The organism is Bacteroidota bacterium (assembly GCA_008933805.1).
Taxonomy (GTDB): Bacteria; Bacteroidota; Bacteroidia; order UBA8524; family UBA8524; genus SB11.
In genome coordinates this window covers 1-18,850 of sequence record WBUH01000019.1, presented here as the reverse complement: position 1 = coordinate 18,850, position 18,850 = coordinate 1, and the positions used below count along the sequence as shown (strand labels likewise).

Annotated in this window: 22 protein-coding genes; 7 read left to right on the top strand and 15 right to left on the bottom strand. The window is 39.6% G+C overall.

Annotated elements, in window-relative coordinates; translation table 11 throughout:
* Nucleotides 1-6: 6 nt before the first annotated feature.
* The 3 genes from F9K23_16055 to F9K23_16045 form a co-directional block, all read right to left on the bottom strand.
* A complete protein-coding gene (locus F9K23_16055) occupies nt 7-246 on the bottom strand; it encodes a hypothetical protein (GenBank protein KAB2913755.1) in 240 nt (79 codons plus the stop codon).
* A gap of 560 nt (nt 247-806) precedes the next feature.
* Nucleotides 807-1,898, bottom strand: coding sequence for a toll/interleukin-1 receptor domain-containing protein (locus F9K23_16050; GenBank protein ID KAB2913754.1), 1,092 nt, complete (start codon nt 1,896-1,898; stop codon nt 807-809).
* Nucleotides 1,899-1,989: 91 nt separating this feature from the next.
* Nucleotides 1,990-2,742, bottom strand: coding sequence for a response regulator (locus F9K23_16045; GenBank protein ID KAB2913753.1), 753 nt, complete (start codon nt 2,740-2,742; stop codon nt 1,990-1,992).
* 48 nt (nt 2,743-2,790) lie between these two features.
* Between F9K23_16045 and F9K23_16040 the strand changes: the two genes are divergently transcribed.
* Nucleotides 2,791-4,647: a tetratricopeptide repeat protein gene (locus F9K23_16040; protein KAB2913752.1), complete on the top strand. Its 1,857-nt coding sequence runs from the start codon at nt 2,791-2,793 to the stop codon at nt 4,645-4,647.
* A 51-nt stretch (nt 4,648-4,698) separates the two neighbouring features.
* Here F9K23_16040 and F9K23_16035 read toward each other — a convergent pair whose 3' ends face one another.
* Nucleotides 4,699-5,082, bottom strand: a complete 384-nt coding sequence (locus F9K23_16035) for a carboxypeptidase regulatory-like domain-containing protein (protein KAB2913751.1) — start codon at nt 5,080-5,082, stop codon at nt 4,699-4,701.
* Between the two features lie 510 nt (nt 5,083-5,592).
* Between F9K23_16035 and F9K23_16030 the strand changes: the two genes are divergently transcribed.
* Complete coding sequence (locus F9K23_16030; protein KAB2913750.1) at nt 5,593-6,360, top strand: hypothetical protein; 768 nt, start codon at nt 5,593-5,595, stop codon at nt 6,358-6,360.
* 13 nt (nt 6,361-6,373) lie between these two features.
* Complete coding sequence (locus F9K23_16025; protein KAB2913749.1) at nt 6,374-6,580, top strand: DUF3761 domain-containing protein; 207 nt, start codon at nt 6,374-6,376, stop codon at nt 6,578-6,580.
* 80 nt (nt 6,581-6,660) lie between these two features.
* Here the strand turns inward: F9K23_16025 and F9K23_16020 are convergent, their stop codons facing one another.
* From F9K23_16020 to F9K23_15990, 7 genes are all read right to left on the bottom strand, one after another.
* Nucleotides 6,661-6,975 carry a hypothetical protein gene (locus F9K23_16020; GenBank protein ID KAB2913748.1) on the bottom strand — a complete coding sequence of 105 codons (315 nt, stop codon included), beginning with the start codon at nt 6,973-6,975 and terminating at the stop codon, nt 6,661-6,663.
* Between the two features lie 12 nt (nt 6,976-6,987).
* Entirely contained in the window at nt 6,988-8,262 is a 1,275-nt protein-coding gene (locus F9K23_16015) for a helix-turn-helix transcriptional regulator (protein ID KAB2913747.1), read from the bottom strand.
* Complete coding sequence (locus tag F9K23_16010; GenBank protein ID KAB2913746.1) at nt 8,228-8,464, bottom strand: hypothetical protein; 237 nt, start codon at nt 8,462-8,464, stop codon at nt 8,228-8,230. Before F9K23_16010 ends, F9K23_16015 begins: the two co-directional genes overlap by 35 nt.
* A gap of 100 nt (nt 8,465-8,564) precedes the next feature.
* Complete coding sequence (locus tag F9K23_16005; GenBank protein KAB2913745.1) at nt 8,565-8,870, bottom strand: hypothetical protein; 306 nt, start codon at nt 8,868-8,870, stop codon at nt 8,565-8,567.
* 211 nt (nt 8,871-9,081) lie between these two features.
* Nucleotides 9,082-9,306 carry a helix-turn-helix domain-containing protein gene (locus F9K23_16000; GenBank protein ID KAB2913818.1) on the bottom strand — a complete coding sequence of 75 codons (225 nt, stop codon included), beginning with the start codon at nt 9,304-9,306 and terminating at the stop codon, nt 9,082-9,084.
* A gap of 253 nt (nt 9,307-9,559) precedes the next feature.
* Nucleotides 9,560-10,048, bottom strand: coding sequence for a hypothetical protein (locus F9K23_15995; GenBank protein KAB2913744.1), 489 nt, complete (start codon nt 10,046-10,048; stop codon nt 9,560-9,562).
* A 303-nt stretch (nt 10,049-10,351) separates the two neighbouring features.
* Nucleotides 10,352-11,587, bottom strand: a complete 1,236-nt coding sequence (locus F9K23_15990) for a site-specific integrase (GenBank protein ID KAB2913743.1) — start codon at nt 11,585-11,587, stop codon at nt 10,352-10,354.
* 274 nt (nt 11,588-11,861) lie between these two features.
* Between F9K23_15990 and mazG the strand changes: the two genes are divergently transcribed.
* From mazG to F9K23_15970, 4 genes are all read left to right on the top strand, one after another.
* Nucleotides 11,862-12,635 (top strand): nucleoside triphosphate pyrophosphohydrolase, encoded by a 774-nt coding sequence (gene mazG / locus F9K23_15985; protein KAB2913742.1) that lies wholly within the window; start codon nt 11,862-11,864, stop codon nt 12,633-12,635.
* Between the two features lie 67 nt (nt 12,636-12,702).
* Nucleotides 12,703-13,362 (top strand): PorT family protein, encoded by a 660-nt coding sequence (locus F9K23_15980; protein ID KAB2913741.1) that lies wholly within the window; start codon nt 12,703-12,705, stop codon nt 13,360-13,362.
* 96 nt (nt 13,363-13,458) lie between these two features.
* On the top strand, nt 13,459-14,529 hold the full coding sequence (gene porQ, locus F9K23_15975) for a type IX secretion system protein PorQ (GenBank protein KAB2913740.1): 1,071 nt from the start codon (nt 13,459-13,461) through the stop codon (nt 14,527-14,529).
* Between the two features lie 67 nt (nt 14,530-14,596).
* On the top strand, nt 14,597-15,286 hold the full coding sequence (locus F9K23_15970; GenBank protein KAB2913739.1) for a (d)CMP kinase: 690 nt from the start codon (nt 14,597-14,599) through the stop codon (nt 15,284-15,286).
* Here F9K23_15970 and F9K23_15965 read toward each other — a convergent pair.
* The 4 genes from F9K23_15965 to F9K23_15950 form a co-directional block, all read right to left on the bottom strand.
* Entirely contained in the window at nt 15,271-16,380 is a 1,110-nt protein-coding gene (locus tag F9K23_15965; protein ID KAB2913738.1) for a hybrid sensor histidine kinase/response regulator, read from the bottom strand. The genes F9K23_15970 and F9K23_15965 overlap by 16 nt on opposite strands.
* A 450-nt stretch (nt 16,381-16,830) precedes the next feature.
* The gene (locus tag F9K23_15960) at nt 16,831-17,166 is read right to left on the bottom strand and encodes a hypothetical protein (GenBank protein ID KAB2913737.1); all 336 of its coding nucleotides are present in this window, start codon (nt 17,164-17,166) and stop codon (nt 16,831-16,833) included.
* A gap of 161 nt (nt 17,167-17,327) precedes the next feature.
* Nucleotides 17,328-18,215, bottom strand: coding sequence for a succinate--CoA ligase subunit alpha (gene sucD / locus F9K23_15955; GenBank protein KAB2913736.1), 888 nt, complete (start codon nt 18,213-18,215; stop codon nt 17,328-17,330).
* 77 nt (nt 18,216-18,292) lie between these two features.
* Nucleotides 18,293-18,850 (bottom strand): HAMP domain-containing histidine kinase (locus F9K23_15950; GenBank protein KAB2913735.1); only part of this gene is annotated, 558 nt, incomplete at its 5' end.

The following is an 18,850-nucleotide window of genomic DNA, read 5'->3' as shown; positions in this document are numbered from 1 at the left end:
TGGGGGTTATTTTTTTGTGGTCAGTTGTTTGGCATTGCACTTCTGGCAAGGGGTGTACCCTTCGGCAATGGCCAAGTTTAACTTCATGGGTATTTTACTTTTCACTAAATGCTCGCAAGTACCGGTATGATATTTCTTTCCGTTTTTTGTTACATATACCCTTATATCTTCATCATCCGTTAGGCTGCATGAGGATAACACTAAAAAGCACGAAGCAACAAAGACTGCTCTTATTAATGATGTCATGATAGTTATTGGTTAGGTGAGAAATGCGTTACCTATTGCTATACACTTCCGTTGCCAATTCGCTCTTGCGTTTGCAAATAGTCTCCTCTAACAAATCGATGTAGTCACTTATGTTTTTTTTATTATCCCCTACCAATTGAATAACAATCTTTCCGCTAGAGCTAGCAATAATTATTTGATGTTCGCGGGTTATATAATAAAACACTATTAGGAGCACTCCTACTATAACTCCTATTAGTGAAGACTCTTCCTCGTTTAATAATCCGACTGTGGCTACTATTGAAACTAATAGACCCACTATAAGAAAGCCTATTTTGCTTGTGTATTTTGTACTTACTGATTGTATATTTTCGAGTAATAAGCTAGTAGTGTGAAGACATCCTTTGGATTTAATACTGTGACGAACCCTTCGATTTGTCAAGATTAGCCCGTTTGTTGTTGAGACCATTACTTCATTAGATATTAACTTCATGGGTTACTTGTTTTTTATAGCAAGTAATCCTCAAGCGCTTCCTTAGGCTAATCTGTTTTCCCAAGCTAACGGTATTTTTTCCAAATACCTATCGTATCTGAATGAGTCTCCAAGCACCATCAATTTCCTCAAATACCATAGTTTCGTATGGTTTAACCCCAAATAAATTTACTATCCTCAAACTGGATTGTGTGGCAGCATCTGTGTGCAGACTTACCTCTGCATAGCGCAAAAAATTCTCACATTTTATATCTAACTCAAAGATTCCCTTTTCAACAAGGCGTTCATCTATAACATCACAACTGCAGGGCAATAAACTTACCAGTCCGTATTTTATAATTTCATCGTTTTTAAAAATGTACGCCTTATACTCACTGATTCCGTATGGAGGGGCAATCGGCGATACACTTGGAAGTATTCCATTGTTTTTTAGGCTCGCCAATGAGCTGATATCTTCCACACCATTAGAAAACATATAGCGACTTTTCAACGGCGATTTTTCCAATCGGTTAATATCTGATAAAGTACTTACTTGCATTACACTCTCGGATAACTCATCTTCAAACTGTCTATTTGCAAACGTTTCAATGTTTTTTTTCCGCTCCTCAAGTGCCCTTGAAATAAACTCACTCGTAGGGCGTAATGAATGGTAATAAAACAAATAAGCAATTGAAAAAAATAGCAGTAAGATTACCAGGGTTACTGATATGACTTTTTGCTTTTTCTTTTTTACAAAGCTCATAAAGTCAATGAATCGATAATAAAAATAAGGTTTGTGGGCAACTCGTTTGCAAATACGCTCTACAACTTGCTCAATCCCCATTTGGGTGTTAAGGCAAAAGATGTCGTATATACCCGGAATTTCTAAAGCTACTTCTTCAATGGTAGTATTGTGCAGGATAGGCAATACACGCTGGCTGTTTTCCATTAAGGAAAACAACTCGCCCTGCGACCAGTGGCTTTTATAGTGAGGACTTATTAAAACAAGTCCGTAACGGGCTGTTTTTAAACCAGTGTTTATTTTGGCTCTTATATTAGCCCCGATATACAACTCCCTATTTGCGTACCATACTCTATATCCCCGCTTAATAAGTTGTGCGTAGAGTTCTTCCACAATTTCGCGGTCTTCTACAACGTATGATATAAAAATATCATTTGTTTTTAATTTATAGGGAAACATAATTTATATGTACCCAAAAAAAAGACTGTAAAAATTTATTAGTAAATTTTATTTCCTAAACAGCGAATGTGATTTCCGAACAACAATTTTCTTATAGTAGAGGTGGTAAGTGCTTGAAAACTTCCTCTTTAAATGTTTCACTAACAATCACTTCATACTTGCCTAGTATTAAAACATTGCCTTTTACAGCATCAACATTATCGATATTTACAATATGAGATCGGTGAACACGTATTAAATTAGGGTGATTAATTTTAACACTCATAGCCCCCATGTTGACACTTTGCGTCAATTTGGTTCCATCTGTCATGTATATGTGGCAATAGGCTCTGTCGGCTTCTATAAAAAGAATGTTAGATATATCATACTTCCGGTAGGTATCGTTAGCATCTTTTAAAAACAATTTATCTTTTCGTACAAGAGCTTCGGGGTTTTCTACAATAGCATCGTTTATACCGATTTTTCGTTTCTCTGCGTGGTTAAACAAGGCTGTTTGCACACTTATGTGGAGTTGATCAGGCGTAAAGGGTTTTTTCAGGTAGTTTGCAGGATTGGTGGCTAATGCCCGCTGCAACGTGTTGCTATCACTAATATTAGAAAGGAATATAATCGGGAAGTCTTCGATAGCTTTAATTTTCAGTGCAGTATCAATACCATCGTATTCACCCGCAATCATAATATCCAAAAAAATAACATCAGGAGGTGTTCTTTTAATAGATTCTAAAGCATCAGCACAAGTCTCGACATAATCCGTAATTTCGTAACCAAATTTGGTGAGTTTGTTTGCCATATCTTCGGCGATAAGCTCTTCATCTTCAATGATAAGTACTTTAACTGATGCCATTAGCTAAATGATAAATTTTGTGTAAAATTAACGGTTCTTAAAGTTTTTATGAAACTATTATTTGTTATTGGGGCTTTGCTATCGAGTATTGCTATTTTTTGCCAGTCAAATGCACAAGATAGTGCTTCTTTATTAAGTGATTCATCAGTAAAATTATGGAAACTGGGTGATTACAAAAACGCACTGGCGGTCATCAATAGGTCTCTAAATATTGCAAGAAAAACAAACGACTCATTACAAATTGCTAAATGCTTAAACAACACAGGATTGATATATATAAGTATTGGAGATCCTGTAAAGAGCATTTTTTATTATGAACAATCGCTAAAAATTTTACGCGTGCTTCCCAAAAGCAAAGATTTTCCCACATCACTGCTAAACATAGGGATTGCATATAAAGAACAAGGAATATATGATAAGGCGTTAAATTATCTTTTTGAGTCAGTTGGGTATTTTGAAGAATGGAAAGATGCAAAAAAACAATCATCAGCGTATAACGCCATTGGTAATATCAGTAGGATTGAGAAAAACTATCAAAAATCGCTGGAGTATCATTTTAAAGCTCTTAAACTTAGGGAAAGCATAAATTATACAGAAGGTATTGCAGGTTCTTTAAATAGTATAGGCGTTGTATATAAAGAATTAGAGAAGTATGACTCGGCTCTCATCTTTCTGCAAGAATCGATTAAAAAAGCTGCAAAAGGCAACTCACCTACTGAGCATTTGGCCAATACCTTATCTCATATTGGAAGCATTTACGTCAAAAATAAAAACTTCAATTATGCTAAAAAATATTATGATAGTGCATACCGTATAAGAAGGAGTGTTAACAGCAAAAAAGGAATAGCGTACTCCATGTTAGAACTTGGAGAATTGAATTATGTAAGTAAGGACTTTAAACAAGCAGAAAAGTATTTATTGTTAAGTATTAAAAGTGCTGAAGAAGTCAATGCATCAGATGTTCTGTTAAAATGCTACACCATTTTACGAAAGCTATATAAAGAGACAAAAAACTATATAAAAGCTATTGAATACGATGATTTGTTTATAATTCTCAATGAACAAGTATTGGGCGAAGAGAAACTTAAATCGCTTACCCAAATGCAAATTAAGTATGAAACAGAGAGAAAACAGGACGAGATTGAAAATTTAAGCAGGGATAAGAAAAAACGCGAAGCCGAGCTTTTAGCTCAGGAACTCCAATTGCAATCTAAAAAAGTGCATACGCGCAACTTAGTAATTGTCATTATTCTTTTGTCAAGCATTCTGGTACTAGTTTTAATTCTTTTCAGGATAAGAAACCGATTTGCAAATCGACTGGATATGGTGATGCGGGAAATGCATCACCGGGTTAAAAACAACTTTCAAGTATTACTTTCAATTTTTAATCTTCAATTAGACCATATTAAAGACAAAGAATCAAAAGAATTTATACGTAGTAATTGCAACCGCATTACGGCAATGATGTTAATACACCGTGAGTTGTATTTTGATAAAGAGATAACAACAGTAAAAGTATCTGACTATATTCAAACGCTGGTTGAAAATTTGCTTACTGCTTATGAATTAAGAAAACGGCAAATAGATATAAGATACGAAATTGACGAGAGTATCAGTTTAAACGTTGATAATGCAATATCAATGGGTTTGCTAATTAATGAGTTAGTAACCAATTCTTTTAAATATGCTTTTGGAGCAGATAATTTGCACCCTGTCCTTACAATTATACTTACAAAGTTGGCATCTTCGCACACACTGATAGTTAAAGATAATGCGTCTGATTCTGATAAAGTAATTTTTAATAAATCTTTTGGTTTGAAATTGGTTGAAACACAGGTTAAACTATTAAAAGGTGAAATGAAGCGGTTTACTTCAGACGGAGTTGAATACCGGATTATATTCTAAAACAAAAAGCCCCCCCCTTTAAAAAGAAGGAGGCCTGCTTATTGTTCAACCTTAGTCAAGGGAAACATTAACCGTTTGCGGAGTCCCGCTAATGGTTATGGGTGTGGTTTTGGGGCTTAGGCCAGGATATGAAACGATGAGGTTATAACTCCCGTTACTTAGCACATTGAAGAAGTAGTGGCCAATACTGTCGGTGCCAATCACAGATACTAAAACCCCACCGGTAGTTCTCACCTCAACACAGGCATGATACAAAGGGTTGGAAGAGTAGCTAACCGAACCGCTAAGCATAGGCTGCGAATCTTCGTTGTCGCCTTCTTCACAATAAGTAAGAACGGCATTTGCTTGCTCGGGTTGATTATTGCTTTGGAAGATATTGCCGCTGTATGAGCCTGAAAAAATAAATGGTAATAACAAAAAAATTGATTTAAACATGATTGTAGTTATTAATCGTTAGCATTTCCCGATACGACATGCCTTTCCCAATACCATTATTTCGGGTTTAATACTGGTAAAATGCAACTACGTTGCTGAAAAGGCATGAAAGGAGATGGGAGATAATCTGCTGTGCTAATTCCGTATTGCTCTCCCAAGCAATGGGAATCAGCACTGGCAGAAAAACTGACGAACTATTTTTTAATAAGTAAAAAGGATTTGAGATTGATTTTATTAATCGGTAAGCCTTCCTGGCCTAAGATTCCTTTTTCCAAATTATTATTTTGTCCGTGTTGTTTGTTTTAGTAGCTACTTGTTAATTAACACTACAAAGTTGATTGATAATCAATTTGTTTTATAACGATATCGGAAATATAATCTACCGGTTTATAGCACTTATAACGGGTTTTCACGAGTTTTAGAAAACAAAAACAAACGGTATGGAAAGCTGCAAAGCAGTTTAGGAAAAGTTATTAATTGAAAGACGCCGTATGTTTTTACTTCGAGTTTATGGCCGTAAGTACAAAACACGTATTGCGTTTAATTGAAGAATTGGCTGAAACCCTTGAACAGCCAATGGATTACAAAGGTTTTGGGCTGATGAGCGATGTGCTCGACGATTCAATATCGCAAAGGTATTTGGATGATTTGTATAGAGATGTTCGGCGAAAAATCGCCAATGAAATTGAATTTACAAGAAAATCAAGGATTAGACTTGATTTAATAGCACAGTATTTAAAGTATAAGAATTTTAACCAGTTTTCTTTGTCGTATAATAAAAGATTTTCTGATTTACTAAGCGCCTGCATTGGTAATTGGTGGAGCTATGTGCGCGCAAATACCGGAGAGTTTATTTTAAAAGCACCTGCAAGAATATTTCAAGATGATAATAAACAAAAGATTTTAATGGAATTGCGTGGGGGTGAACGAACTTTTGTTGGAGAGTTGATTGAACGGGGGGGCTGTATGACAGGCTTTTTAGACTCAGGGACTGAGAAAAGACTTTGTCTAGTGTTTAAGTTGGGAAATAGTAGGCAAATTAGAGTTGCTCAGGGAATATTTAGCGGTATTTCAACTTCAGGAAATCCAATTGGGGGTCGAGAGCTTTTGGTGAGAGAGGTGAACGTGGAGTATCAATATATGCAATGGGGTAAGTATGCTATGAATGATGATAGAATTGATAGTCGCATATTGAGTTATTTCTCAAACCCTGAGAAAAATTGCTTACAGATAGCCTCTGTGGGAGGTTTTGAGTTAGACGATCTAAAAATCAATTAAAATATACCTATCTATGAAATCTAAAATAATTTTAACGGTATTCTTTTTATTAAGTCTATCTTTTAGTGATTGTACAAAAGAAGATACCCCAGCCAGTGATTGTCAAACCGACCAAAGTAAAAGGAGGGGCGCAAGATGCAAGGATGGTACTGAATCAAATGCAACCGGTTCTGGCGCCTGTTCAGGTCATGGGGGTGTGGATTATTGGTTATGTAAATAAACAATTCGGGGTTTGTATTAGTAGGTTTTCTTATCGGTGTTATCTGTTAGGTTTTATAAATTCAACAACACGTTGTTGGTTCATATCCCCTTATCATCGGTTATCCCGTTAAACACCCATTTGTGCAGCAATGCCCCCGTTTGGTTATCGTAAATCAGGGCGGTGCGGTAGTTACCCGTATATTTTACAGTTACCAACTGCATTAATTCCCTTTCGCCCATATCCCCCTGCTTATCGTGCAGCTCACGGGAGAAAAACACCTTTGGCTTGTTATCACCATTGCGGCCTGTACCTTCTTTAAAGAACACCACAAGTTTATACTTGGCTTTCTTCGCAAAAACACCTCGTTGCTTCTCGTTCAACGGCTTGTTTTCTATCTGTTTATTGGGTTGCATTCGGTTATTGGGTTAAAATGCCTGTTTAATAGCGGTCAATTGGGCTTGTATATCTACCATTGCCTTGTAAAACATGGTTTGGGCTTCGGGGAAGCGTTTGTTTTTAAATCGTTTTTCCCACTTTTTGTAGGCATTAAACCTATCTGTGCCGGTGATGATTTCCTTGCGGGCTTTATCGAGTTCCAATTCTGCTTTTATCAATTCTTTGCGTTGGTGCGCCAATACCAACCATTGCTCGGTTTGGGCAAACCCATATTTGCAATTACGGTCTAAGAAAGTGAGCGGGTTTACTAAAAACTTACCCAATTCATACTGCTTTTCTTTGTATTGGGGTAAGGGTCGGTCTAACCATGCTTTTATCATTCGTACCCGTTCAAACAGTTCCTCCAGATACTCCTGCCAATCTTGTCGGGTATAGGTAGGCTCTTTAAAGCCATAAAAAACATGGTTGAATATCTTGTTTAAGATGTTGCGTTCGGTGTCCCCTGTGTAAGTGCGGTAAGGGTATAAATGGGTGATGAAGTAGCTGTAAAAGGTTTTAACAAGGGCTATTTGCCAAGCGGGATAGGTTTTTTTGGCCGCCGCGCCCCCCAAAAAATCCGCGCCGCCGCCGCCCCACTCTTTTTTTTCTTTTTGGGAGGTGGATAACCCTTGCGGATTTTCACCTGTACACATTACTTTGGGCTGGTGGCAAGAAATAGTTGCAAGAGCCTTGTTTACTGGTGCCGACGCAGGAGGCACACCGCTGTTTTCTACCCCGTTATCCACCAATTCACAGGGTTTAGGGAGCATATTACTTATTTCTAAATTAGTTGCAAGACTGATAGGGCGAACTTTTTTCGTATTGTAGGTATTTTCGGGGGTGTCGGTGGCAGAGCTTTCCACTCTGTTTTCAATCAACAACACGTTGTTGAACAATACGCAAGGGGAGACCGTCAACTCGTAATCTGCATAGGTACCCCTAAACTTTTTGGTAAGAAAGCCTGCTTTCTCAAGTTTGTTAAGGTGGTTGATAATGGTGCGCCTGTCCACCTTCAATTGGTCGGCCAGCATACAGTTGTTTAGTCGGCAGCCTACGGCTTGTCCTGCCAATTGACCGATAAAATTGTTTTGACGCACAAAGGCATCAATCACCCGCATTAGGGTGGCTAATACCCCGCCACGTATCCATTCTTTTTTTGATGAGGCTTGCTGATTGTAGTGCTGTATGTATTTATTGGCATTTGAGCGGGCGGTGGTAATGTCCATCCGCTCATAGTATTTCTGTGCTGTGTCTGTGGTATTCATAAAACAACGGGTTGTTGGGGATTGGTTGGTGTTTTTGGGCAAGGGTGATAAACCGTTTATACAGGCGTTGGTGGGTAGCGATTTTACGGGTTAACAATTCAGTATCCCCATTATTGTGGGGTTCAGTTGGAAAAAGCAGCAACCGCTGTATGTGCCGTATTTTTTCGGTTTCTGCTTTGGCTTTTTGAAGATACCTTTGCATTATCCCTGTCTTAATTTACTTAACTACTAACTCCAAGCGGCAAAGAGGGCTAACCAGCCCCCCGCGCTTGCTATTTATACGTTACTGTTGGGTGCATGGGTTAATGGGCGGAAGTATATTCGCTAATGTGCGGAGGCTTGCGCAACCGCTGTTTGATTATCCCTTCCTGTACCAGTTCTGTAACGCTTTTTACTACCAGAGCTTTGGTAATACCACCTTCGGGTGCTTTAATTTTTAACACATCGGTGATTTCATTAACGGTCAGCCATGTACGTCGACTATCCGTTAGGTTTCTGTCGGGGGCGGGGTTGCCCTGAGCATCCTTTGGGGTGAGGGTTGTTTTTACCTGCTCCTTTACCAACTCTATCGAAATAGCGGGGGCAGGCGTTGTGGTTTTCTTTGCCATTGTTATACGTTTTGTTTGGGATTTTGAGGGTGTGAAAGGGATACTGCCAAAACACGGTTGCAACGATTGCAACGTAAAATGCCCGTCTTTACTGAAAAAGCACCCAAAGCGAGGGTAGGTTCAGATTGCAAAGGCATTTTGCACCCTGTGCAGGATTGGGTTTGGGGCTTGTAAGAGTCCATACAAACGGATGGTTAAATGGTTATCCCTTTTAACTTTTAGCTTCTTGCCTGATTTCGTCAGCTGATTTTTGACGGTTGGATTGCAGCCACTTGTCCAAGTCCTCTTTACGAAATAGGGTAGCTTGCCCGCGCTTGAAAAACGGAAGTGCCCGTTTTGAGGTTAAATGGTACAACCTGCTTTTTGAAAGGCATAAATAGGTGGCGGCCTCTTGCACAGTAAAAGGCTTGTCAATTTGAAAAGTCTGCCCCTGCATCTTGCGGTTCATTTCTGCTACCAGTTGGGTAAGGGCATCTAATTTTTCTGAAAGTTCGTTGAATGGGTTTGCTACCATTGTGTGTTTCGAGTAAGTGCAGCAAATCTGAGAAGAAAAAGTGCATGGGGTGGGCATCCAATCCTCCCCATATTTTGCACCCAATTTTTGGTCTTTTTCGTGGGGTGGGTGCGTGGGGTAGGTAAGCCCTTACCCACCCCATCACGTCGGACTACCCCGTTACCCACCCCATAAGTTATTTAGGGCTTTCTTTGGCTTTGATTTCCAGTTGTTTAATCAATTCCTGCATTGGTGTTTTTTCGTGCAATGTAGGGAACTGTTGGAACAGATTTTTCACCGAAAGCAGGTCGGTTTTCAGTCTAAACATGGACACCCTGTGCAAGGTTTTAGCCATCTTGTATATCGGTGAGTTGTCCATTTTAACATTTCCTGCTCTATCAGTAGGTATTTCCTTGTCAAGTATCACATGAATAAACCTTGCTGTTTGAGTGAGGTCAGTTCGTGAAAAATCCACCCCTAACGCCCCTAACATATTTATTAAAGCAATTACCCGACGGCGTAAAGTAAACTCAAACGGTTTGGTATCTTTAAATGGTGCTATCTCTAATTTTTCAACCACTTGTTTAGGTCGTTCCGCTTTTTGTTGTTTTTCAGGCAGGATGTCAGGATAGATTTTCCGTTGTACTGCTCTTAAATGGTTTTTGTAAATGTGCGTCCTTTTCATCTTATCCCGGCTCAAAAGAAACATAAGACAGGGTATAGAAAAACAACACGTTGTTGCAGATGTTTTATTTGAGTTTATTGTTAACCAATTAGTTATAACAATCCCAAAAACAGCGTGTTGAAAAATATTCAACACGCTGTTTTTACAAGTGTTTCATTAGTAGTTAGTTAATTTTTATGAAAAACACCGTGTCTTTATTTACTGTTTAATTAGTTTAAAATTAGCTATTTACGTACTTTTTGACTGCAACAACGTGTTGTTGGAAAAGTTGCCTTAATCCGTCTGTGGGTTGACACGGGTCGATTATCCAACCAATAGCTTGGATACTTCGTCTAATTCATCGTTTTTGAAGCTATCCAAATACACTTGGGTCATCCGTTCAGTAGAATGCCCTAACATATTTTGGATTTTGGCCGTGGCTACATCTTTTCGTAACAGTTGTGTAGCAAACGTATGCCTTGCCATGTAAAAGGTTACTTTCTCCCCAAGCTCCAGTTCGGCTGCTATGATTTTAAGGTATTTATTGGTCAAAGAGAGTTTCATTTCTATGCGATGGGTAGCCTTTGAAGGAGTATTATACTTCACGGGGTCAAGAATAGGGAAAATGTAATCCTCAGCAGGAGGGATAACATTCTCTCCATATTTAAGATGTTTGTAATATTCCAATACTTTTAAAGCTGGGTCTAACAGTAATATATTGTATAGCTTTCCTGTTTTAGCGCGGTTATACACCAACCTACCGTTGTAGATGTCTTTCCATTGCAGCTTGGCCATATCGGTAAAATTGATGCCCCAACAATAGTAAGAAAAGGTGAAGTAGTTAATGGTATCGTGTTTAATCGACCCTGTTTCGGCTTGATAGTTTAATAAAGTCTCTAATTTGGTTTTATCAAGGGAGCGGTGCTGGTACTCAGGGCGCAAATGGCTTAAACTGTATTCTAAAAACGGGTTGTTATTCTTTTTAACAACCCTCTCAAGGATAGCTTTCCCAAAAAGAGCCTGTAGTTTATTCAGCATCGTTTTGATGTACGAGTTTTTAAACCCGTTGGCTTTTAGATATTGTTCGTATTTCACTAAAAAGGCAAGGTCAATATCGGAAAAGGTTAACAGTTGGTTGTTGTTGGTAAACCGAAGGACTGAGTTCTTAATCGTTCGGTAAGTACCCCTTGTGCCGATGCGTCCCTGTTCCTTTAGTTCTGCAAGCAGTTTATCGCAAAACTGAACAAAGGTCATTGAGGGCTTATTATCCTTTATTATCTCTCGAACGGTTCCGGCTGAAAAGCCTTTCTTTTGGCGTTGGAGTTCGAGTAGTTCTGTTTGGGCATCCAACAAGCGTTGGCTTAAATAGATGTTTAGTTCAGAATGTAAGGGGTGTTTCTTATTGGTAAGCCCCAAAGCTGCGTCCCATTGGGATACTTTTGCTGTCTTTCCTGTGAAGATAAACTTAGACTTGCGGTTGACTGTTACCCTGATTACAATCGGATGGGAACCGTCGGCTAATGTTTTTGACGTTCTGAGTAGTAATTTTATGGTCGCCATAGTTTGTTATCAACCCCATGTTGCACCCCTAATTGGTACAACATAGGTACAACAAACATAACAAAATATAGCAAAAAGTAACAAATAGAAAAGTCAGTTATTCGACAAAACTCCTGTAATAAATGAGGATAACAAAAGTTAACAAATAAATACTGAGCTTCTGAAACAAGTTCAGGATGACGGGTGCAAAAGTCAACCTCATATCATTAAGGCTTCGCCCCTATTAAACATTACCATCCCAAAACTGTAAACTAACCTTTATCTTGCGTCGTAAATGACGGATGTACGACTTGTAGCCTTTGAAAGGCTGCTGAAAATAATGGACGAATTGCGCGAGCAATGCCCTTGGGATCGTGAACAAACGATAGAATCGTTACGCCACCTCACCATTGAAGAAACCTATGAACTTTCGGATGCAATACTTGCCAATAACCTTGACGAGATAAAAAAAGAGTTAGGCGATGTATTGCTGCACATTGTGTTTTATGCCAAAATTGGACAGGAAAAGGGTGCATTTGATATTACAAGCGTCATTAACCAGTTGTGCGATAAACTGATTGTGCGCCACCCGCACATATACGGAGATGTAAAAGTAAGTGGCTCTGATGAAGTGAAGCAAAACTGGGAGCAGATAAAGCAAAAAGAAAGCAAAGGCGAAAAAAGCCTGCTGGCAGGTGTGCCCAACAGTATGCCCAGCTTGGTAAAAGCCTACCGTATGCAAGAGAAAGCCGCTCAAGTGGGCTTTGATTGGGAAAACAAACAACAGGTGTGGGCTAAAGTAGAAGAAGAGTTGGGCGAACTGCAAGAAGAACTGGGTACAGAAAATGCTACAGGTGAATTTGGCGATTTACTTTTTGCGCTTGTTAACTATGCCCGTTTTGAAGGAATAAATCCCGATGATGCCCTTGAAATGACGAATCGGAAGTTTAAAAAACGGTTTGAGTATATTGAACTGAAAGCCAAAGAGCAAGGCCGTAATTTAAAGGATATGACACTGGCTGAAATGGACGCTATTTGGAACGAAGCAAAAAAAAGTGTAATTTTTTAAAACATTTTACTGTTTAATTAAATATTTTGGAACGATTAGTGTTAAGTGAAAATAAACCCTAAACACTATGAAAAAGCTTATTCTTTTATTTGCTATCGCTGTATCTGCAACCGCAGTACAGGCACAAACCGCCTCAGGTACACTCTTTGCGGGCGGTTCATTAGGCTTCAACTCAAGCTCCAACAAAATCAAAGTGGGTTCAAACTCCACCGACGATTGGAAAACGAGCCAGTTTTTCTTCAACCCTACTGTGGGGTATTTTGTTGCCGATAAAACTGCCGTTGGCGTTATGGCTACCTTCACCAATGAAAAACGCACTGAGTTTTTCGCAAACAACGATAAAACCGTAACTACAGAAACCCCAATTAATGTGGGTGTATTTGCCAGAAGGTACTTTATGTTGAACGACCAATTCGGTTTTACCGGAACCTTGGGCGTCTATGGAATTTTAGGCGGGTCAGAAGAAGAAGACTATGACGCATCTTCCAACACTACCACTGTCGACAAATTTAACAACAGAGGCTTTGGTGCAGCAATAACTGCCGGCCCTGTGTGGTTTGCCACTCCTCACATTGGTCTTGAGGCAAATGTTGGTTTAATTGGGTTTAGAAGTGAAACTATCACCCAAGAAAACACAAACCCCGAAGTATCAATGACTGAATCAGGTTTCAACTTCGGACTAAGCACAATGAGCCTTAATTTTGGGTTCCACTACTACTTTTTTTAAGTAACGGCACAACTTGTAAATAATAAAACCCGTCAGAGATATTATCCGACGGGTTTTTTCGTTTTATTTGAAGTCTGTAAACCACGTACCGCATCAGTGAAAAAAAGTATAGTTGTTTTCTTTTGTTTTATCGCAATTCATGCAACAGCCCAAATTGGCGGAAACGGAATATATCAGGTGCTTAATGTTGCCCCATCGGCACGCATAGCGGCCATGGGAGGTACTTACATCACCCCTTACGACAGGGATGTAAACATCGGCTTTCAAAACCCTGCCATGATTAACCGCCAAATGGATAGGCAGCTTTCGATTAACTATCTCAACTATTTCACCGATATAAATCAGGGATACTTTGCTTACGCACGGCACTTTGATAGCGTGGGCACATTTGCGGCAGGCATACAATACCTAAACTACGGTACATTTAAAGGTGCTGATATCGCCGGAAATTCAACAGGCACTTTTACAGCCTCTGATATGGCCCTACAGATAGGGTACGGCAATAACAAAAAACAATGGCGCTACGGAGCCAATATGAAAGTGGTGTACTCACAGCTTGAAACCTACAAATCATTAGGTGTTGCTTTTGATATTGCAGGAGCCTACGTAAGCAAGGATACTCTTTTCACCGCTACAGTGGTTGCCCGCAATGCAGGTTTACAAATCATGCAATATGTGCCCGGTAATGCTGAGCATTTACCGTTTGAAGTAATGATTGGCGTTTCTCAAAAACTTAGACATGCACCTTTCAGACTTTCAATGGTGGCTCACAACCTGCAAAAGGGAGATATTTCTTACATCAACCCTAATGCAAAAAACCTGCAAATTGATTTTGCGACTCAAAAACCGATACAAGAAAAAGTATCTACCGGCGATAAAATTATGCGCCACTTGATTTTTGGGGTCGAAGCCGTTTTCAGCAAAAACTTTAACATCCGCTTTGCCTATAACCACCAACGCCGCAAAGAAATGAGCTTGCCTGATATGCGCGGCTTCACCGGCTTTTCGTGGGGTTTTAGCCTTAAACTGCTTAAAATGAATGTGAGTTACGGCAACGCAGGTTTCTTTCCAAAAACCGGCAGCCATCACTTCTCACTGCTGATAGATACCCCAACCTTCTTTAAAAGAAAGAAAAAGGCACCAAGCACAACAACTCCTTCTATTTAAACCCGCAGTACAACACCTGCAAGGCTTTTAGCCCTTTATTTGTTATCTTTGTACTAAAATTCAGGTGTTGAAAAAGATTATTATAGCTATTGACGGTTACTCATCGTGCGGAAAAAGCACAATGGCACGCGCCCTTGCCTCTCATTTAGGATATACTTTTATCGATTCGGGAGCGATGTACCGTGCGGTTGCGTTATACTTTACCCAAAACGAGGTAGATAAAAACGATGCCGCCCAAGTTGATAGCGCACTTGAAAACATTACCATACAGTTTGTTTATAACCCCCAACGCGGTGCCAGCGATACATACCTGAACGGTAAAAACGTTGAGGATGAAATACGCAGCATGGCTGTTGCACAGTTTGTTAGTAAAGTGAGTACCATATCGGCAGTGCGCCGCTTTTTGGTGAAACAACAACAACAAATGGGTGCTGATAAGGGATTAGTGATGGATGGCCGTGATATTGGTACTGTGGTCTTTCCGGATGCTGAGTTGAAAATATTCTTAACGGCACGTCCTGAAGTGAGAGCAGAAAGAAGGCAAAAAGAATTGGCCGAAAAAGGCCAGAATGTGCCTTTTAACGAAGTAATGGACAATTTACTGGAAAGGGACCGTATTGACTCGACACGAGCGGATAGCCCCTTAAAACAAGCTGATGATGCCTTGGTGCTTGATAATAGCGATATTACCCGTGAGGAACAGTTTGAATTAGCCGTAAAATGGGCTAATGAGCGTATGAGTCAGACTGCTTGCTGAATTTGATTATCTAAATTTGGCAGCGAAATTATAAAGGCTGTACCTTTTCCTTCTTCAGACTGCACATCAATTTTACCACCCAGTTTATCAATAGATTCTTTGGTTACGTATAAACCAATGCCTGAACCTGCATTAATAAAGGTAGCGCGGTAAAACATATCAAAAATGTGCGAAAGGCTCTCAGGTTTAATCCCTATACCGTTATCAACCACTTTTAAGTACACCTCTTTTTCATCAACGCGGGCCTCAATTTTAATTTCTTTATTGGGGTTTTCGGGGCGTTGAAACTTGATAGCGTTACTGATAAGGTTATTAACTACTGAACGAACTCTAAAACCATCGTTCATAAACCTTGAAGTTTGACTAATATTTATGTCAAAGTTTATCTTATCGGCACCTAAATAATAACGAAGGCTTCCCACCGTTTCTTGAATCATGGCAACAAAGTCAAGCACTTCAAGCCGGGCTTCTTTTTTATTATTTATGTAATAATCAATTACGTTATTATTCAATACCTCCATACGCTTCACACTAATCTCTACCATGCGTAGGTATTCGTGCATTTTTTCGTCTGAGGTTTCGTGCTGTGCCAAACTAACAACACCAAGTATCGAGGTAAGTGGCGCGCGCATATCGTGTGAGGCGCTGTATATAAAACGGTTTAGTTCATCATAGGCCTTTTGCAATTCTTCGGTTTTCTTTCTCAACTCACGACGAGAATTGCACAAGTCCACACCGTTTTTCACGGCCACCATTATATCCTCGTCTTGCCAAGGCTTGGTAATATAACGGTACACCTGCCCTTTGTTAATGGCATCAATAACCGTGTTAATATCTGCGTAGGCAGTAACAAGTATCCGTACAGTATCAGGGTATTCATCTTTAATGGACTCACAAAACTCAACCCCGCTCATTTCGGGCATACGTTGGTCTGTGAGCAATACATGAAAAGGCTTTTCAGCAAGCTTCTGGCGGGCTTCGCCGGCACTGATAGCTACTTCAATATCAAAAAACCGTCTGAATTGTGCTTTAAACCCCGTAAGGTTGCCCATTTCATCGTCCAAAAATAATACCGATGGTTTCTCTTGTTCCAAAATGCAAACCTATGTTAAATATGGTTGTGTAGCAATATGACATTTTTTTTCTACACCACAGCAAAATTATAATTTTATGGCTCAAACCATAAAAAATTTAAAAAAACTACGCATTTGTTTTACACATTTGCAATTGTCTGTTATTCAAAAAAATACACCCTAATTAAAAATCTCTTAATTACACAGAATATTTACTTCATATTGGCACAAGATACCAAAAAAGACAATACTTATAGCTGTATAACCAAGGAATAAAATTTATTGTTTAAACGTTAACTGATAAATAAGCAACAGTGATGCAGAAAGTAGTGTGTTGAAATTGTAGAAGTTGCGTTTGCCCGAAATGGGTATGAAACATCACCTTTTTTGGTGTAGCTAAATTATGATGAGTACTATACTGACAAGCCGTGTAATAATCCGTGTATGAATAACGGATAGGAAATGTATTTACTACAACTGTTCTTTTCGCACTACGGTTTTTCCTTTGTCGTCATAGAACAGCCACTGGCCTGATTTTCTTCCATCTTTATATTGACCGGTTGACTCTATAGTGCCATCTTTACGGTAGGTAATTGCCACACCATGACGAACCGGAACGGGCGTAGGGCTTATTGCCGTATCTCCGTTTGAATAGTTTATCTGAAAAGAATACCGAAGGTAATAGTGATACACTTCTTTCAATTGTGTTTGCGCTGAGTCGTAATAAACGTGTCCCTCTTCTTCAAATTGGGCATTGGCAGTCACAAAAACAAATAGGGCAGTTAGGGCAAGAAACAATTTCTTCATATTTCCTTAATAAACGCAAGTACGTAAAAAATAGTGTCGGTGCAAAAACTATTTATCTACCCTATATACTCATTTGCAGCCAATTAGTAAACGCTACAAACAAAAAACACCTGCAAGGCTTGCCTTACAGGTGTTTTCATAAAATTGTATTAAACAGCTAATTAAGCGTTGGCAGCTTTTACGCCCAACACTTCAGCCATTTTAGCACCGATTTCTGCGGGGCTTTCCACAACGTGGATGCCGCACTCGGCCATAATCTTCATTTTAGCAGCAGCGGTATCTTCAGCACCACCGATAATAGCACCGGCGTGGCCCATACGTTTACCTGCAGGCGCAGTTTGACCGGCAATAAAACCAACTACAGGCTTAGTACCGTTTTGTTTAATCCAACGTGCAGCTTCTGCTTCCATGCTACCGCCAATCTCACCAATCATAATAATACCATCGGTGTCAGGGTCGTTCATAAACATTTCAACTGCTTCTTTGGTGGTAGTTCCAATAATTGGGTCACCGCCAATACCAATTGCAGTACTTTGTCCCATACCTGCTTTGGTAATTTGGTCTACAGCTTCGTAAGTAAGTGTACCTGACTTTGAAACGATACCGATACGACCTGGTTTGAAAATAAATCCGGGCATAATACCGATTTTAGCTTCGCCGGGGGTAATGATACCGGGGCAGTTAGGTCCGATAAGACGTGTTTGACGGCCTTGCAAATATGCTTTGGCAGCAATCATATCTTTGGTTGGGATACCTTCGGTGATACAAACCACAAGGGCAATACCAGCATCGGCAGCCTCCATAATGGCATCAGCCGCAAATGGAGCCGGAACAAATATGATGGATACGTTGGCTTGGGTAGCATCAACTGCATCCTTCACAGTGTTAAACACTGGACGGTCTAAGTGCATTTGGCCGCCTTTACCGGGGGTAACACCACCTACTACGTTAGTACCGTAGGCAATCATTTGCTCGGCATGAAATGTACCTTCGCCGCCGGTGAAACCTTGCACCAGCACTTTTGAATCTTTATTTACTAAAATACTCATGGGTTGCTCTCAAAAATGTGCCGCAATTTAGTGTTTTACGCCTAATTGGGGTGGATTTTTTTATAAAATACTGCTGTTTAATGTTGCACTTTGGGGAGGGTAAGTATAAACTCGGCTCCTTCACCCGGAGCGCTTATTACTTCTACCTTACCGTTATGGCTTTCTTGGATAATATTAAACACTATCGAAAGACCTAAACCTGTACCCTGCCCTACTTCTTTTGTAGTAAAAAAGGGTTCAAATATTTTAGCCTTTACTTTATCATCCATACCAATACCATTGTCTTTAATGCTAATGGTAATGTAATCGCCGGCATTGGCTGTGGTAAGGGTAAGAACTCCCTTGGGGTTTACGTTACGATTGGCACGTATAGCATGAACGGCGTTACCAATAATATTCATAAACACTTGATTTAGCTTACCCATAAAGCAATCTATCTCAGGTATATCGCCGTAGTTCTTGATAACATTTATATTATCCAGTTTGTTACGTAACAACATCAAGGTAGAGTCTAACCCTACGTGTATGTCGCCACGTTTCAAATCCTGCTCATCCACACGTGAGAAGTTGCGTAAACCTTTCACAATTTCAGAGGTACGCTGTGCACCGTCGTCAATTGTTTTTATCAGCAGGTT

Bases quoted from the DNA above. Each gene is read 5' to 3' on its own strand.
- F9K23_16055 (KAB2913755.1), bottom strand. From the start codon at position 246: ATGACATCATTAATAAGAGCAGTCTTTGTTGCTTCGTGCTTTTTAGTG.
- F9K23_16050 (KAB2913754.1), bottom strand. From the start codon at position 1,898: ATGTTTCCCTATAAATTAAAAACAAATGATATTTTTATATCATACGTT.
- F9K23_16045 (KAB2913753.1), bottom strand. From the start codon at position 2,742: ATGGCATCAGTTAAAGTACTTATCATTGAAGATGAAGAGCTTATCGCC.
- F9K23_16040 (KAB2913752.1), top strand. From the start codon at position 2,791: ATGAAACTATTATTTGTTATTGGGGCTTTGCTATCGAGTATTGCTATT.
- F9K23_16035 (KAB2913751.1), bottom strand. From the start codon at position 5,082: ATGTTTAAATCAATTTTTTTGTTATTACCATTTATTTTTTCAGGCTCA.
- F9K23_16030 (KAB2913750.1), top strand. From the start codon at position 5,593: ATGGCCGTAAGTACAAAACACGTATTGCGTTTAATTGAAGAATTGGCT.
- F9K23_16025 (KAB2913749.1), top strand. From the start codon at position 6,374: ATGAAATCTAAAATAATTTTAACGGTATTCTTTTTATTAAGTCTATCT.
- F9K23_16020 (KAB2913748.1), bottom strand. From the start codon at position 6,975: ATGCAACCCAATAAACAGATAGAAAACAAGCCGTTGAACGAGAAGCAA.
- F9K23_16015 (KAB2913747.1), bottom strand. From the start codon at position 8,262: ATGAATACCACAGACACAGCACAGAAATACTATGAGCGGATGGACATT.
- F9K23_16010 (KAB2913746.1), bottom strand. From the start codon at position 8,464: ATGCAAAGGTATCTTCAAAAAGCCAAAGCAGAAACCGAAAAAATACGG.
- F9K23_16005 (KAB2913745.1), bottom strand. From the start codon at position 8,870: ATGGCAAAGAAAACCACAACGCCTGCCCCCGCTATTTCGATAGAGTTG.
- F9K23_16000 (KAB2913818.1), bottom strand. From the start codon at position 9,306: ATGCAGGGGCAGACTTTTCAAATTGACAAGCCTTTTACTGTGCAAGAG.
- F9K23_15995 (KAB2913744.1), bottom strand. From the start codon at position 10,048: ATGAAAAGGACGCACATTTACAAAAACCATTTAAGAGCAGTACAACGG.
- F9K23_15990 (KAB2913743.1), bottom strand. From the start codon at position 11,587: ATGGCGACCATAAAATTACTACTCAGAACGTCAAAAACATTAGCCGAC.
- mazG (KAB2913742.1), top strand. From the start codon at position 11,862: ATGACGGATGTACGACTTGTAGCCTTTGAAAGGCTGCTGAAAATAATG.
- F9K23_15980 (KAB2913741.1), top strand. From the start codon at position 12,703: ATGAAAAAGCTTATTCTTTTATTTGCTATCGCTGTATCTGCAACCGCA.
- F9K23_15960 (KAB2913737.1), bottom strand. From the start codon at position 17,166: ATGAAGAAATTGTTTCTTGCCCTAACTGCCCTATTTGTTTTTGTGACT.
- sucD (KAB2913736.1), bottom strand. From the start codon at position 18,215: ATGAGTATTTTAGTAAATAAAGATTCAAAAGTGCTGGTGCAAGGTTTC.